The 16,780-nt window shown below is 51.8% G+C and carries 14 protein-coding genes; all 14 read right to left on the bottom strand.

Annotation, left to right across the window (positions count from 1 at the left end; translation table 11 throughout):
• Nucleotides 1-30: 30 nt before the first annotated feature.
• The 14 genes from mreD to NSQ73_RS05170 all read right to left on the bottom strand — a co-directional run bounded on the left by mreD (nt 31) and on the right by NSQ73_RS05170 (nt 16,694).
• Entirely contained in the window at nt 31-561 is a 531-nt protein-coding gene (gene mreD, locus NSQ73_RS05235; protein WP_340985629.1) for a rod shape-determining protein MreD, read from the bottom strand.
• Nucleotides 561-1,439: a rod shape-determining protein MreC gene (gene mreC / locus NSQ73_RS05230; RefSeq protein WP_340985628.1), complete on the bottom strand. Its 879-nt coding sequence runs from the start codon at nt 1,437-1,439 to the stop codon at nt 561-563. The genes mreD and mreC overlap by 1 nt, the downstream gene beginning before the upstream one ends.
• Nucleotides 1,440-1,497: 58 nt before the next feature.
• Entirely contained in the window at nt 1,498-2,532 is a 1,035-nt protein-coding gene (locus NSQ73_RS05225; RefSeq protein ID WP_039300524.1) for a rod shape-determining protein, read from the bottom strand.
• Between the two features lie 39 nt (nt 2,533-2,571).
• Nucleotides 2,572-3,261: a RadC family protein gene (gene radC / locus NSQ73_RS05220; protein WP_042139588.1), complete on the bottom strand. Its 690-nt coding sequence runs from the start codon at nt 3,259-3,261 to the stop codon at nt 2,572-2,574.
• Between the two features lie 21 nt (nt 3,262-3,282).
• Entirely contained in the window at nt 3,283-3,891 is a 609-nt protein-coding gene (locus tag NSQ73_RS05215; RefSeq protein ID WP_171718268.1) for a Maf family protein, read from the bottom strand.
• 37 nt (nt 3,892-3,928) lie between these two features.
• Entirely contained in the window at nt 3,929-4,174 is a 246-nt protein-coding gene (locus tag NSQ73_RS05210) for a DUF4321 domain-containing protein (protein WP_039300531.1), read from the bottom strand.
• Between the two features lie 285 nt (nt 4,175-4,459).
• Nucleotides 4,460-5,782, bottom strand: coding sequence for a hypothetical protein (locus NSQ73_RS05205; protein WP_340985627.1), 1,323 nt, complete (start codon nt 5,780-5,782; stop codon nt 4,460-4,462).
• Nucleotides 5,783-5,858: 76 nt separating this feature from the next.
• Nucleotides 5,859-7,046 (bottom strand): glycosyltransferase, encoded by a 1,188-nt coding sequence (locus tag NSQ73_RS05200; RefSeq protein ID WP_340985626.1) that lies wholly within the window; start codon nt 7,044-7,046, stop codon nt 5,859-5,861.
• 177 nt (nt 7,047-7,223) lie between these two features.
• Nucleotides 7,224-8,396 (bottom strand): glycosyltransferase family 4 protein, encoded by a 1,173-nt coding sequence (locus NSQ73_RS05195; RefSeq protein ID WP_340985625.1) that lies wholly within the window; start codon nt 8,394-8,396, stop codon nt 7,224-7,226.
• Nucleotides 8,397-8,639: 243 nt separating this feature from the next.
• Entirely contained in the window at nt 8,640-9,827 is a 1,188-nt protein-coding gene (locus tag NSQ73_RS05190; RefSeq protein ID WP_340985624.1) for a GGDEF domain-containing protein, read from the bottom strand.
• 57 nt (nt 9,828-9,884) lie between these two features.
• On the bottom strand, nt 9,885-11,042 hold the full coding sequence (locus NSQ73_RS05185) for a GGDEF domain-containing protein (protein ID WP_340985623.1): 1,158 nt from the start codon (nt 11,040-11,042) through the stop codon (nt 9,885-9,887).
• Nucleotides 11,043-11,288: 246 nt separating this feature from the next.
• Nucleotides 11,289-12,668, bottom strand: a complete 1,380-nt coding sequence (gene murC / locus NSQ73_RS05180) for a UDP-N-acetylmuramate--L-alanine ligase (RefSeq protein ID WP_042139593.1) — start codon at nt 12,666-12,668, stop codon at nt 11,289-11,291.
• A 7-nt stretch (nt 12,669-12,675) separates the two neighbouring features.
• Entirely contained in the window at nt 12,676-14,052 is a 1,377-nt protein-coding gene (locus NSQ73_RS05175; RefSeq protein WP_340985622.1) for a bifunctional folylpolyglutamate synthase/dihydrofolate synthase, read from the bottom strand.
• Nucleotides 14,053-14,057: 5 nt separating this feature from the next.
• Entirely contained in the window at nt 14,058-16,694 is a 2,637-nt protein-coding gene (locus NSQ73_RS05170; RefSeq protein WP_340989195.1) for a valine--tRNA ligase, read from the bottom strand.
• Between the last annotated feature and the right edge of the window lie 86 nt (nt 16,695-16,780).

Below are 16,780 nucleotides of genomic sequence, written 5' to 3'. Positions count from 1 at the left end.
CTTTATAGGATAAGAAAATGCAGCAGCGGCTTAAGCAGCTTCTTCTTTGCGGGTCTCTTTCTTCAGCAGCTCCAGCTGGCGCCGGAGCGGAATGTAGAGAAGCAAGCCGATAGCAAAATGAAACAGCATAGTAGGCAGCATATGGTGCAGGAGCGCCCAGTTATAGGGTTCTTTACTCAGGTTAAAGACACTGTAAATGGCAAAAAGCATGCTGTCCTCCAGCAGGCTGCCCAGCAGCACCACCGTCATCATCAGCGGCAGCGGTGCACGCGGAATCTGGAATATCAGACCAATCAGATATGCGGATAAGCCCATTGCAAAAGAATGTGCCCCAAGAATGCGGCCATAGAACACCACATCATGCAGCATTCCGAAGGATAAGCCAAGAATAAGTGCCGTATGCCGGTGATGGTATACCGTCACAAACAGGATTACGATGAACACGAGATCAGGGATAATCCGCATCTCCCAGGCATCCGGGATCAGCCATGGAAGAATTGTGCCTTCCAGGATAAATAAGAGGAACAACAATAGAATTAGAACGGATCTGCGCATCCTCACTATTCTGCACGCTCCTCCGTAAAGACAACGAAGAGTTCCTTCCAGTCCTGGAATCCTGCCGACGGCTTGATGATCGCAGTAGAAGTCAACCCGAACTCCCCTGTCTTCACTTCTTCAACTGTACCGATGGTCATCCCGCGCGGATACACACCGCCGCTCCCCTTAGAGATAATTATATCTCCCTTGGTAATTGGATCTCCTACGGGGATTTTGTTCATCTTCAGCTTGCCTGTCTGCTGGTCGTAGCTCTCAATCATCCCAAAGGTCTCGCCTTCCTTGCCCAAGACAGTAGCAGAAATCGGCGGCTGGGAGTTGGGATCATTGATATCCATCATCGTCATCAGCTTGACGGTGGAGGTGAAATTGCTCACGTTACTAATCACCCCAACGAGCCCTTCGACAGAAGTTACGGACATATTCAATTTGATGCCATCCTTCGCTCCGAGATCAATGACAAGTGTATTGTTGCCCGGCTCTGTCGTCAGGCTGACCACATTAGTGATGTGGTATTCATAATTATAGAGATTACTTTGTGCTTCAGTGAAATGAAGTTTTATTTTATAACTTTCATTCTCGTTCTTGATGAAATTATACTGCGCCTTATCCCGGGCGTATTGCGCTGCCAGGATTTTGAGCCGCTTATTCTCTTCAGCCAGATCATGCAGGTTCCCGATATCTTGGAACAAGCCCGCTACGTATCCAGCGGGCTTGTAGAACAAATTCTGCACGAAACCGGTCGTATCTCTGAGGAAGTTCTCCGGCCAGGACAAGTTTTTCCTTTGACCCAGGCTGAAGCCCATCACCACGATAAACATGACCAGTGTAATCAGCAATATAAATAAACGTTTATTATTAAACAGCTTAAACAGTTTCAACACCCTCTAACAACCGAATTTCTCCCACATCAGGGGTTGACGTTCACAGGTCAGAATTGTCCTAGCGTTTGGAACGGAGACTCGAACTGCTGCGGCTCTTGAACAAATGAATATTCTCGAGTGCCTTGCCTGTACCAATAGCTACACAGTCCAGCGGATTCTCGGCAACGATAACCGGCATTCCGGTCTCACGCGCCAGCAGCTTGTCCAGGTTACGCAAAAGCGCACCGCCGCCTGTAAGCACAATACCGCGGTCCATAATGTCGGCAGCAAGCTCAGGCGGACATTTCTCCAGCGTTACTTTTACAGCTTCAACAATAGCATTCACTGTATCCGACAAAGCTTCACAGATCTCATCAGAGGTAATAGTCAGCGTCTTAGGAAGTCCCGTTACCAGATCGCGGCCGCGGATTTCCATAGTTTCGGCTTTCTCGAGCGGCAGAGCAGAACCCACATCCATCTTCAGCTGCTCCGAAGTGCGTTCCCCGATCATGAGATTATACTGGCGTTTGATATATTGGATGATGGATTCATCCGCTTCATCGCCGGCTACGCGGACAGAACGGCTTGTTACGATACCGCCGAGTGAGATGACCGCCACTTCGGTAGTTCCGCCGCCGATATCCACAACCATGCTTCCTGTAGGTTCCCATACCGGGAGATCTGCTCCGATGGCGGCGGCAAAAGGCTCTTCAATGATATAGGCCTCACGCGCTCCCGCCTGCTTCGTTGCATCTTCAACGGCGCGTTGTTCAACAGCCGTAATTCCGGATGGAACACAGACCATGACATTCGGGTGGCGCTGGAACATCGAGCGCTGCTTCTGTGCCTGGCGGATAAAATATTTGATCATTGTTGCCGTAGTATCAAAATCGGCAATGACCCCGTCCTTCATCGGACGAATGGCACGAATGTTGCCCGGTGTGCGTCCGATCATTTTTTTGGCGGACTCCCCTACAGCTTCAATCGTCTTAGTATCAGTATTAATGGCTACCACGGAAGGCTCTCTTACAACAATCCCTTTACCGCGCACGTAGACAAGCGTATTCGCTGTCCCCAAGTCAATTCCTAAATCTTTCGTAAAACCACCTAACATCTTGTATGCTCCTTTTCCTTGTGGATCTAGACAATTGTATTACATATAACCTTTTTCTTTCAAACTTACAAAGCTGCTGTCACCAATGACCAGGTGATCCAGCACGTCGATGCCGACAATTTCACCTGCCTGTATCAGCCTTGAGGTCAAGGAGATGTCTTCAGGACTTGGCGTCGGATCACCGCTCGGATGATTATGTGCGCATATAATAGCTGCGCTGCTGCATTTCATGGCTGCCCGGAACACCTCGCGGGGATGCACAATGGAGGCGTTAAGGCTGCCCATGGACAATGTTTCCTGCGCAATAACATGATTCTTCGTATTCAGAAACAAGCAGATAAAATGCTCCTTCTGCAAATAACGCAGCTGCTCGGTCAGAATCTCCGCCGCGTCCTGGGGACTGCGGATGATAACCGGTTCTGTAAGCCGGGAGTTCGCCATGCGTCTTCCCAGCTCTATGCCTGCTTTCAGTTGCACGGCCTTGGCAGGGCCAATGCCTTTGATTGTTGTCAGTTCTTCAATGCTCAGGTCCGCCAGCCCGCGGAGGCCGCCTGTAATCCCCAGCAACCGCTGGGCGATATGAATAGCCGATTCACTCTGCGCACCTGTGCGCAGCAGAATTGCCAGCAGCTCCGCCTGACTTAATGATTCCGCCCCATAATGCATCATGCGCTCTCGTGGTCGTTCTTCATGGGGGAGGTCACGCAGCATAAATGTTTGCGACTCCATCCCTAACCCTCTTTCTTCCTGCTATCCTTGCCGGTTCAGTACAGAAATGCCGAACCCGGACAACATGCCGCTTAGCAGCGACAACGGCAGACCGACCACGTTAAAATAACAGCCTTCAATTTCGTCCACCAGGGTGGCACCAAGCCCTTGTATTGCATAAGAGCCGGCTTTGTCGGCAGGCTCCCCGGTCGCTATGTAGGCGCAGATTTCATCTTCGCTCATTGCTCTCATAGTTACAGAGGTTACCCTGTGATCTACCAGGGTCCGACCCTCTGCGAGACCGATACAGGCCACCCCGGTATATACCTGATGTGTCCTTCCCTGCAGCATGGCCAGCATCTTAGCGCTGTCCTGCTCGTCCACCGGCTTGCCGAGCACCTTGTCGTCAAGCACGACAATCGTGTCGCTGCCGACAATAACAGCATCCCGGTCTCCGGCTGCAGGGAGTACTGCCTCCGCTTTGCGCACCGCCAGATTACGCACGATGGTCTCAGGCGTCCATTCCGGCGGCGTACTCTCATCAGCATCACTGACCAGAACCTCGAAAGGCAGGCCAAGCGAGGCTAACAGTTCACGCCGCCGCGGCGAACCCGAAGCAAGAATAATGTGTCGCGTGTTGTCATGCTCCACTGTAATAAACGTCCCTTCTAGATGCCGGCAGCGAACGCTACAGTCTGCGGTACAGCCATACAGCTGTTATCATTCCGGCAAGACTGAGCAGGCACAATTTCAAATGGATAGTGATGTCATAGGTTATGATGTCCAAATCAGCTTGCGGTGACCACTTGAGTACAGTCGAGGTTGTAAGAAAAGACAGAGCTTTTACAGGTTCCAGCAGCTTGGCAATCCATGCTCCGGCCAGCCAGCCCAGAATTAGAAATAACAGCAGTGTTCCTACATTTTTCTTCTTCATTTTGGTCTTCCCTCGCCATTTTTTGACACCCTAATTATTATACGGTGAAACGGAGTTCAATACAAACGCAAAATCCGTTCAGGGAATGTTTACCACATCCGTACCGCATAAAGCCTGATTTCACCAGTCTCCGCCGGGTGTGGTCCACTAACATTATCCGACTCCGGCACAATAGGCAACTGATTTATCATGCAGCAGCTATACTGGCGAGCCACACAGCAATCCCCCGTCCGGCAAACAGCCGGTACGGGGGATGGGCAACACCTTATACAATGGGGTGAACGTTCAGCTTATCGCAGACAGCAGACTTTTCTGGCCGGTCAAAAAGCTCATCATAGCCTCCTGTACTTCCCAGAGCAGTCCCTCTGCCTTATTCTTGCCGTACTCGTTCAGTGCGGATATTCCCCGGCTCATGGATTTCTCCAGCCCGGTGGCAATACTCTTCCCTTCCGGAGACAGCCCGGACTCGAGCTGCTTGACGGTTTCGGTCCACTGCATATGAAGATCACTTACCGCTGAGCTGTCTGTACCGCTGGCCGTACCGCTCAGCAGCGAAGCGGACAGGCCGCTCAGCTCACTCAACAACTGACTGCTGACTGCAAAATAGCTGTCCACCGCTTCCGCTGTCCCGTTGTAGCTGACCTGATCCACAGCGGGCAAGGCCACTTCCCTTACATACAGCTCGATACCCTGATTCTTCAGGCCGCTGCTGAGCAGCTTGGCCTGCTCCCGCTCAGGCGACATCCCGGCATACACCCGGTTGCCGTCCGCTGGGTCCAGACCTGCAGCAAGCCCTGCGGCAAGCAGCTCCTGCTGAGCCTGCGCAGCACCAGCCGGTGTGCTGAATACGCCGTATTGCAGCAGATAATAGCTCTGCGCCGCAATCTGTACCGGAACATGCGCTGCTACCGCTTCACCGGTTCCTTCAACCGGCACGCCTGTGATATCTGCTTCCGCTCCCCCGCCAGTGTCATTCTGGCTCTGAACGATACCCGTCTGAACAGCGGAACTGCCGCTTCCATTCCCGGTGCCCGTCCCTCCGCCGCTGATGAAGGACAGCGCTGCATAGCCGAGCAGGATTCCTGTGCCTAATGCTCCTGCTACTGACAAAGCGAATTTCCACCAATAAGAAGGGCGGCGGGTATGGTAGGAGCCTCCATACAGATTCCCGTGCGTGCTGAACTGCCCGAACGGTTCCCGCTCAGCGACCTGCTCATCCTCAAACAGCGGGTAGTGCTCACCTGGTGGTGCATTATCATCGTCCCTGTAAACCTGCGCATAAACTGGAATTGTGCGTATTCTTGAGTCTGGGAGATATGAATACTGTCCAGTATCATACTCTCCATCTGAATCATCCCAGTTGCGGCGGCGCGGACCAGAGGATTTCATATAAGATACTTCAGCTGCACGGGGGATTTCCACCCGCTCCTGATCAACTATATATTCATCTGCACGGAGATTCGGGGCCGTTCTGATCTCCTCACGCTGTTCCCTGTCCTCAACCTCCAAGGTTCTAACAGGTTCTCTTCCTATACGGCGGTCTGCCATTTCCGCCTTACGTTCTGCCGTCTCCCCATCAAACCGGAATGTCATTCTTCCGCTATTCAATGCTCCCACCTCGCCATCTTCAGTTCTATACTGAAATATATGATAGATGTGAGATGGATATGCTATTTTAATATATTTACACCAAACTAAGTACTTTCTCCCTGACCCCTTCCGCCGCGTAATGCTTGAGCAGTGTCCGGTAAGCCTGATCCGCAATAATGGAGCCCAGCTCAGGCATTGTCAGCAGCTTCACCAGCTGGCCGGCAAAGACTGCGCTCGTGTCTGCGAGCAGAATATCCCGTCCCGTCTCACAGATTAATTCCTCCGAACCGCTCAAGCTGCAGACGACCGGCGTCCGCAGCGCCCAGGCTTCCAGGATCTTAATCTGCCCCCCGCAGCCTTCGCGCAAAGAAGCTACCACGGCGCTGGCCCGCCGGATGTAATCGGCTGTATGTTCAAATTCCCTGACAATTTCAATAGAAGCATCATTGCGGGCCAAGGCGGCAACCTCCGGATGTACTTTATCGCTGATCATATAGCAACGGAAATCCGGCACCTCCGCTTTGACCAGCGGGTATATCTTCTTTAAGAACAATAAGGCCACATTCTTGCCCTGGCCGGTATTCATATTCCAATGAAGGACTATGGATTTCTCCTTAATTACGGTCTCAACGGAGGCATAAGCAGGCTCCTTCAGGTCAATGTAAGGCGGAATTACATGCACCTTGCCTGCATCCGCAAAGGATAATGCCTTAAAAGAAAGGGCATCCCATTCTGTAGCGGTCAGCAGCAGACTGGTCTTGTTCATTAATCGGCGCTCATCCCGGCGGATCAGTGCGGCATTCAGCTTATGATAGCTTTTGCTAATTCCCCGTTTGCCGGCCGCCCTATTCTCCAGCATTCGGCTCCCGAAACGGTGGGCATCTGTAATGATGACGGCCTCCGGAAGCATAGAGGCTACAATATCCAGGCAATTACTCAGCATATAATACGAAATAAACACATGACTGTATGTATTCAAGCGGCACATCTCTGTGATTTCCGCCCGCAAAGACTTGTCAGTACCGATCAGCGGAGAATGTGAGCGCAGCTTGTTCAGCGGGTGCAGCAGTGACCTCTGTGAAGCAGAAGACCTCTTCACCTGGTGCACCGTAAGCGCAGGTCCAGACTCTACCGCCGGCTCCCGGCGGCAATGACAATACTCGAGCAGATCAATATCAAACCGCTCCAGCAGAATATCAAGAAAATTCTCTGTTCTTATTTCTCCTTCTAAATCTTCGGGATAACGACTCTGGGCTGATAGGAACAGCATTTTCTCTCTCATGGCTATAGCTCCTTGGTTCTATGTAAATGGTTATTATTGTATACAAAGAAAAATAGGCCGGATTACATCCAGCCTTCATTTATGAATCTTTAGATGTAGATCAATAGTAACGCAGTTCCCGGAAAAAGATTGTCGATTTATGGGATGAAATAATATTTTTTTGTATTCCCCTTACAATTAGACAAGACTTAGCAGCTTTTCCCGGACACTTTCCGCCTCATAGTTAGCCAGCAGGGTCTGGTAGGCACGGTCCGCAAGCACTACTCCCTTTTCGTGATCCTGAAGTAATTGAGTCACGCTTTCGGCAAACGTAACCGGATCATCGGCAATCATAATATTCGCGGAATGCTCATACAGCAGCCCTTCTGCTCCTTTGGTGCTTGAAACGACAGGAGTCTTGAGCGCCCAGGCCTCCAGTATCTTCAGGCGTGTTCCGCTGCCTTCCTGCAGAGGGGCGATCACAACCTGCGCCTTCCGTATATAGTCCGCCACACTGTCCACATATCCGGTGATGATGATGGAAGGGTCCTGGTCCGCCAGAGCGGCAACTTCCGGATGCACATCCCGGCCGACGATATACCATTTGATGCCCGGAACCTTGGCTTTGATAAGCGGATAGATCTGACGGTAGAAATAGGTAGCTGCATTAATGTTCGGGAAGTAGTTCATATTGCCCGGAAGAATAATCCACGGCTCTTTCGGAAAAAGCGTATTTGTCCGATAATCGCCCATACGGATGAAGTTAGGGATTACGTGGACCTTGAAAGAATTTTTAAAAGAAAGTGCCTTAAAGCTCAGCCCGTCCTGTTCGGATGTTGTAAGCAGCAGATTGGTCTTGTCCATCAGCTTAAGCTCATCTCTGCGCGTCCATACCGCATTAAGGGAATAAAAGAGTCTGGCGATCCCCCTCTTCCTGCGGGCAAGCTGTGCAGACAATCCGCTCTCGAAGTTATGCGCGTCCGTGATTATAACAGTGCCAGGCAGGGAACGGCGCACAATGTCAATGCAGCAGCCGAGCAGACTGTGCGAAATAAAGACATGGCTGTATGCATGCTGTCCGCAGAGCTCTGTAATCTTCTCCTTCATATCCACATCTACATGGCTCATATAAGAGCAATTGCGCCATTTGTACAAGGAGCGAAGCATCGCCCTGCGGTAATTCATTGTGCGCTTCACCTCATGCACGGTAAGCGACGGTATGGCCTCCTTATCTTTGGAACCTGAATACGTTAAGAGATCCACATCGTATTTGGCGAGTAAAATATTCAGAATATTGCCCGTTCTCAGCTTGCCACCGCTATCCTGCGGAAATGGATTCTCTGCAGATATGAACAGCAATTTTTCCCTCATGGCTTCTTCTCCTACTCTCCATTTATCTGTCTGTGTCTGGCAGTGCCAGGTATCTAGCATATATTACCCCAAAGTTCTGCGGAGTTTTGTCGTTTCTTGGCTAATGCAAAAATAATTTCAAAAAACTGTCATTTTACGAAGCCCGGATACAAAAACAGCGCTGCTCCAGTAAAAGGAGAAGCGCTGTTGTTCCTAATTTTGTGATTTTATTTAAATTGCAGTTTAGACTTATGGTCAGTACACTCAGGAATGTACTTCAAGCTCCCTCGCTGCATAGCCGTGGCTTCGGACCACACAATTGCGTCCGCGCTGCTTCGCCTGGTACAGGGCGGTATCGCTCAGCTTGTACAAAGTATTGAGCGGGACGCGCTCGCCCGAGACGATCGTAATCAGACCGATGCTCACTGTATAAGAGAGCGTTATCCCATCAATGGTGGCGTCCAGCACGGACCGGCGCAGCCGCTCAGCCACTTCCTCACTCGCTTCCTCATCCGCCCTGTGCAGCAGCACAGCGAATTCTTCCCCGCCGAACCGTCCGAACAGGTCCCCGTTGCCAAGCTGGCGCTCAATTCTGCGGGCAAAGTCGCGCAGCACCTTGTCACCCGTGTCATGGCCATAGGTATCATTCACCTGTTTGAAATGGTCCACATCCAGCAGCAGGAAAGAGAAGGGCGCCATCTCCTTGGCAGCCGCAGCAATCAGGGGCCGGGCACGCAGCACGAAGGCTCTGCGGTTAAGAATGCCGGTGAGCTCATCGTATGTGGCTGCACGCTCCAGTTCAGCATAGGACTGCTCCCTGGAGAGCAGCATGAAGCCGGCGGTTCCGAGAAACATCAGCAGGTATATTCCAATATAGAAAAAGACTTGCATCCACTCACCAATGGGTGAGCCCTCAGGCGGAGGATATACCAGTCTGCTTGCATTGCAGAGCATCGAGAGGATAACAATTCCGTAGAGCAAGCCCATAATTTCCTGAAGCGGTGTTTTTTTCACTTTCCAGCATAGCATATACGCAGGATAGATCAGCAGCAGTGCCCCGGCAAGCGAGGCAGCTGCAATTAGCCGCGGTACGTCCGGAGACAGCAGATACAGGAGGAGCAGAGCAAGTGCGGCACATCCGGTTAGTGTATAATAAATCCGCTTTATCCGTTCGGAATGGACCTCCAGCATCTTGAGCAGCGCGAAGATTTCTGCGGTTCCACCGGCCAGATTCAAGAGAATAATGCAGGGAAGCACAACCTTAAATTCACGATATTCCCTTAACAGCAGAAGGATCATAATCACCAGCTGCAGAATTTTGGCGGTCAGGAACAGCAGGGATGTACCATCTTTCGGATAACGCGACCGGTAAGCCAGAGTGAGCATAACCGTAAAGAAATTACCAAAAAAGAGACACGCCAGCAGTGTCTTGAAATCCAAACTGGCAGCCATAGCGTCCACCCCCTTGCTCATCGATGTCATATGTATGATGTGTATAATCCCATTCTTTTACCCGGCTCTGACCACACGGTCCCGTCCGTCCTGCTTCGCCTGATACAGGGCTCTGTCACTAAGCTTGTACAGGTTATTCAAGGCGGTCTGCTGATCCGGAAGCACTGTAATCATTCCGATGCTTACGGTGTACCCGCCGGCAAGACTGTCTCCCGAAGCCTCCTTGACGGCTTGGCGCAGTTCTTCCGCCTTGCGGCTGCTGTTCTCCACATCCTGCCCATAGAGCATAATGGCGAATTCTTCGCCGCCAACCCGGCCGAACAAGTCACCGATTCCCAGCCGGCTCTCAATGGTAAGCGCGAAATCCTGAAGTACTACATCGCCTTTGTCATGTCCATATGTATCATTCACTATTTTGAAATGGTCCAGATCCAACAGCAGCATTGAGCAGTATTCCCGCTTTCTTGCCGCCATCGCCAGCTTCAGCTCAGCCTCTATCAGAAAAGCCCTGCGGCCAAGGATTCCGGTAAGGCTGTCATAAGCGGCTATGCGCTTCAGCTTCTCATATGAATGCTCATTGGAGAGCAGGATGAACGCCGCAATTCCCCCGACCAGCATCAAAAACATCCCCAGATAATATAAGTACTGTGCCGGATTAGCAGTCAGCGGTCCCATCTCCGGTTCCAGAATCAGCGCGACAAAGGACCGCAACAGCATCACGGCAGCAATGGTATAAAATACGCCACCCATTATTTTCTGGAGCGGAGAACGTTCTTTCCCCGCCGTCAAACGGTACCCGGGGTAGATCACAAACAGCATTACCCATAGCGAGGTCGTGGCCACCCGCAGGTTCGCATGGTTAAAGAACAGGGCGACGATACAAAAGCTCAGAACACTGCCCGCAACCAGCCCCGAATAATAGAGCTTCGCCTTACGGTCCATCATCCCCATCATCATCAGCAGGGCCGAAATTTCCAGACCTCCTCCAGCCAGAATGAGCGCATTGCTTAGAGGTACGGCGATCCAATGGGGGATATAATCCCATAGGAGAATAGAGCTCCAGAAGACGACCTGAAGCCACTTTGCAGCTATAAAAAGGACCGAGGCGGTATCCTTGGCGAAATGGTAGCGGTAAAAGGTAATCAGCAGTCCGGAAAACAAGTTTCCCAAGATGAACAAGTACAACAGTGTATTAATATCAAGCTGAAAGCTCATGAGTACACCACCAAATATGCGGGAATACCTTCTTTTAATTGAGGACAATATCATTCACAAGCTATATCGGCAAAATGGCGGTGTAATTTCACTTCTAATTTCTTAGACTCCAGATACCTCCAGACATAAAAAGAAGAAACGGCTTCGCTGTCCTTATTCAAGGAACGGAAACCGTTTCTGTTAAAATGCCTAGCTATCCTATTACTGTAAAGAGATATGTGTAATCTGCATAGAACGGCCTAAGCCTTATTCACGATTCTTCAGATTATCAGCCAGAGCATACCCGACCTTCCAGATATCACCCGCACCCATTGTAATCACCAGATCACCGGGAGCAATGCGGTCCTGCAGGTCAGCCAGCACAGCTTCCTTCGTCGGCAGATGCCGTGCACCGGCGTTGCTGTTCTGCACAATCAGCTCCACCAGCTTCGCGGAGGTGACTCCCTCGATCTGCTTCTCTCCGGCAGGCGAGTAGATATCGGTAATAATCACTTCGTCCGCTTCGCTGAACGCACGGCTGAACGCATCCAGCAGGAAGAAGGTACGCGTGTAGCGCTGCGGCTGGAACACGGCGATAATCCGTTTGCCTGTAGCCTTGGCAGCACTAATGGTAGCCTGAATCTCCGTTGGATGATGCGCATAATCATCAATGACGAGAATCTCGTTGATCTCTCCCAGCACCTGGAAGCGCCGCTTGGCACCGTGGAATTTCACAATTGCTGCAGCGATCGCTTCAAAGGCAATGCCGGATTTCAGACAGGAAATTACCGCCGCCATTGAATTATACAGATTGTATTGCCCCGGAATGGAAAGCTCAATACGGCCCAGAACCTCCGTACCGCGATTCATCGTGTACGACACCTGGCGGTCGCCCAGAACGATGTCGGTCGCCGTGTAATCTGCAGTCTCCGAATGAATTCCGTAGGTGATAACCGTACCTTTTACTTGAGGCAGCAGAGATTTCACATTCTCATCATCCGCGCACACAATAGCCGTTCCGTCCTCACGCAGCTGGTTCATAAACTGCACATAAGCTTCCTTCAGCTGGCCGAAATCACCGCCGTAGTTCTCCAGATGGTCGGCTTCAATATTCGTTACAATGCCCAGCCAAGGATGGTACTGCAGGAATGAGCCATCACTCTCATCCGCTTCGGCTACGACGAATTCCCCTTGTCCGGCCTTGGCATTCGTACCGACGTTCATGATCTCCCCGCCAATAATATACGTAGGGTCCACTCCGCAGTCTTCCATAACCAGAGCAATCATCGACGAGGTGGTAGTCTTGCCGTGCGCACCCGCAACAGCCACACCCTTGCGCTCATTCAGCAGACGGGCAAGCATCTGCGAACGGTGAAGAATCGGTATTTTGAGACGCTCCGCTTCTACCCATTCTACGTTATCCGACGCAAGCGCCGTAGAATATACGACCAGATCCGCACCTTTGACCTGTTCGGCCGTATGTCCGATGTATACCTTGGCACCTTTGGCAATCAATTTCTCCGTTAACTCTTGGGCAGCTACATCAGAACCCGTAACTGTATATCCCATCTCCAGCATCACCCGGGCAATCGCGCTCATACCGTAGCCGCCGATCCCTATAAAATGCACACGTTCAGTAGTATCCAACAGTTCGTCACCAGCCTTTTTCAGAATCGGGTTGCCGTAAAAGCGTACTGCGTACATCAGAAATCAAATACAGCGTTCCGGACACGACCGCAAGGTCATCGTCCGCTGTGATCGTCTGCAGCAGATGCAGCGCTTGGCCCCAATTACGTTCTACTATGATTTCCAAGTTTTCCTTGGCATATTTATTCCGCAGACTTTCTGCGATGGCCTGCAGATCTTCCGCGTCCATTTTCTTCCGGAAATCCGGTTCGGTCAGGATGAGCGTATCCACTATAGGCAGTATATGCTTGAGATACGACTCGTGATGCTTATTTGCCAGCATCCCCATGAGCAAATTTAATTTACCGTATGGCCCAAACTGCGGAAGACTCTTGGCCAGGCTCTCTGCACCTTCCGGATTATGCGCCCCGTCGAGAATAATTCTGGGCGAAGTGCCTACTTCCTCCAGCCTTCCGGCCCAGAATGTACCGCGGAATCCCTCCAGCACATCCTCGTCCTCCAGCATGAAGGCCATATACTGCCGCAGCACCTCAAGGACCATCATAGCTCCCGCAGCATTCTCCAGCTGATGTTCGCCTTTCATAGCGATATCCAGCTCAAGCGAGCGGAATGGACCCTGGAAGGTGAAATGCTGGTGGCCGTCCCTGAGCTCTACGCCACTATAGCTGAAATCTTCTCCAGCCAAATATAGAGTAGAACGGGTAGACGCCGCTTTAGCCTTCAGTACTGCGATGGCCTCCGGCTGGCTCACGCAGCTGACTGCAGGAACGCCCGGCTTAATAATTCCGGCCTTCTCACCGGCGATCAGCTCCAGTGTATCTCCGAGTACATCGGTATGATCATGTCCGACATTCGTGATTACAGACACTACCGGAGTAACAATATTCGTTACATCCAGCCTTCCCCCAAGACCTGTCTCCCATACGACTACATCCGGATAACAGACTTCGCCATAATAGAGAATGGCCAGTGCCGTCGACACCTCGAACATTGTCGGCGAACCCAGCTCACCGCCCGCGATCTCTTGAACCAGCGGTCGCAGTTTATTTACGAGTTCCAGCAAAGTCTCTTCGGAAATATCTGCTCCATTGTACTGGAAACGGTTCGTGAATTTCGTGATATAAGGAGAAGTAAAGGTCCCCACCGTGTACCCGCTCTGAATAAGTACACGGGTCAAAAAAGCACAGGTAGAGCCTTTGCCATTCGTCCCTGCCACGTGAATGAACTTGAGCTTGCGGTGCGGATGACCCAGCTTCTCCATCAGAAGCTCTATCCGTTCAAGACCCGGCCGGATACCGAAAGGAATCAGGCTGTTAATCCAGTCTACTGCTTCTGTATAAGAACTTAAGGGAGCGGCACTGCCGCTCCGTGTGATCTCTTCCATGTCCCTTATCCTCTCAGCTCTGCGATACGGGCCAGCACTTTCTCGCGTCTATCAGAATAGTCCGCCTGCTTCGCCCGCTCCTCTTCGATGACTTTTGCTGGCGCCTTGGCGACAAAGCCCTGATTGCCGAGCTTTTTCTCCACGCGCTCAACCTCGCTGTTCAGTGTCTGGACTTCTTTTTCCAGACGGGCAATTTCCTGTTCAATGTCGATCAGTCCTGATAACGGCAGAAGCAGCTCGGCGCCTGTAACCACAGCAGACATCACTTTATCCGGTGTCTGCGGCGCAAGCCCTGCTTCGAAGGAAGAGGTGTTGCAGAAGCGCCCGATGTAATTGTCGTTGCGGGAAATAATGTCCAGGGTTTCCTGACCCCCGGCTTTGATAATCAGTTCTACCTTCTTGCTCATCGGCACGTTCACTTCCGCACGGATATTACGAACGGCACGGATAACATCCATCAGGAGGTTCATCTCTGCCACTGCCTGCGGATTCTCAAGCGCAGAATCATACTTCGGCCATTCGGCCAGCGTGATGGTGTCGCCCTGATGCGGCAGATGCTGCCAGATCTCTTCCGTAATGAACGGCATGAACGGATGAATCAGGCGCAGCGTGCGGTCCAGTACATAGGCCAGAACCGATTGTGTCTTGGCCTTCGCAGCCGCGTCCGCTCCGTACAGCGAGAGCTTGGCGAATTCGATATACCAGTCGCACAGATCATCCCAGATGAAGTTGTACAGCAGCCGGCCAGTCTCGCCGAACTCGTACGAGTCAATTAGACGCGTAATATCGCGGGAAGTTTCGTTCAGGCGGTGCAGAATCCAGTGGTCCGCCGTGCTGAGCTCACCTGTGATGTCAATATCTTCAAAAGAAACACCTTCGAGATTCATCAGTGCAAAGCGTGAGGCATTCCAGATCTTGTTGGCAAAATTCCGCGCCTGCTCTACCTTTTCCATCCGGAACCGCAGATCCTGACCGGCTGTGCTGCCTGTAGTAATCATATAGCGCATAGCGTCTGCGCCATACTGCTCGATTACATCCAGCGGATCGATACCGTTGCCGAGTGATTTGGACATTTTGCGTCCTTCAGCATCGCGTACGAGACCATGCATCAGCACGTCGGAGAATGGCTTCTGTCCGGTGAATTCCAGAGCCGAGAAGATCATGCGGGCTACCCAGAAGTAGATGATATCGTAGCCGGTAACCAGCACATTGTTCGGATAGTAACGCTGATAGTCGCTGCTGTTCTCATCTGGCCAGCCCAGTGTAGCGAACGGCCAGAGGTTCGAGCTGAACCACGTATCCAGAACATCCTCATCCTGCTTCAGGTCTGTCAGGCCGCTGATCCGGCGTGCTTCTTCTTCATCATTCGCAACAACGATCTCTCCCGTAGATTCGGAGTACCAGGCCGGAATACGGTGGCCCCACCACAATTGGCGGGAAATACACCAGTCGCGTACATTCTCGATCCAGTTCAGGTAAGTCTTCTCGAAGCGGTCCGGTACGAAATTAACACCGCTACCATCCTTCTGCGCTGCGATGGCCGCTTCTGCCAGCGGCTGCATCTTCACGAACCACTGGGTGGACAGGTAAGGCTCAACTACGGCTCCCGAACGCTCGCTGTGTCCAACCTGATGTACGTGGTCCTCAATGGATACAAGCACACCCTGCTCCTTCAGGTCGGCAATGATCGCCTTGCGGCAGTCGCTGCGGTCCAGTCCCTGGTATTTGCCTGCTTCCGCATTCATAATTCCGCCTTCATCCATCACATTAATCTGCGGAAGATTATGGCGCACGCCCATCTCAAAGTCGTTCGGATCATGTGCCGGGGTAATCTTCACCGCGCCGCTGCCGAATTCCTTATCTACATAATCATCAGCGATAACCGGAATTTCCCGGCCGATAATCGGCAGGATCAGGGTTTTACCGATAAGATCCTTGTAACGGTCATCTTCCGGATGCACGGCAACCGCAGTATCGCCCAGCATCGTTTCCGGCCGGGTTGTAGCTACAGTAATATAGCCGCTGCCGTCCTTAAGCGGGTAGCGAAGATGGTACAGATGGCCATTTACCTCTTTATATTCAACTTCTATGTCCGACAGAGCCGTGCGTGCAGCCGGATCCCAGTTGATAATGCGTTTGCCGCGGTAGATCAGGCCTTTCCGGTACAGCTGAATGAATACCTGGCGGACACCGGCGGACATTCCTTCATCCAGGGTGAACCGTTCGCGCGAGTAGTCCAGCGACAAGCCCATCTTGGCCCACTGCCCGTGAATCGTCTCCGCATATTGTTCCTTCCAGGCCCATACCTGCTCCAGGAACTTCTCGCGTCCCAGATCATGGCGGGAGATGCCCTGCTCGCGCAGCTTCTGCTCTACCTTGGTCTGCGTGGCGATACCTGCATGGTCCGTTCCCGGCAGCCACAGCGTATCATAGCCCTGCATCCGTTTGGTACGGATTAGAACATCCTGCAGTGTGAAATCAAGCGCGTGACCGATATGCAGCATTCCTGTTACATTCGGCGGGGGAATAACAATGCTGTAAGGCTGCGCATCCGGACGTTTGCCTGCTTCGAAGAAGCCGTTCTCCATCCAGTAAGTATACCATTTCTTCTCCGCCGACCCCGGATCATAGGTAGTCGGCATATCGCTTTGCTTGTGATTCGCAGTAGCGGTGTCTTCTGCCGCTTCCAGCTGGTTCGTCAGCTCTGCTGCTGTATTGTTGTTATCAG

The organism is Paenibacillus sp. FSL R10-2736 (genome assembly GCF_038000245.1).
Classification (GTDB): domain Bacteria; phylum Bacillota; class Bacilli; order Paenibacillales; family Paenibacillaceae; genus Paenibacillus_AQ; species Paenibacillus_AQ phytohabitans.
Note: the sequence above shows the minus strand (reverse complement) of the source record. Positions and strands in the feature narration are given on the sequence as shown.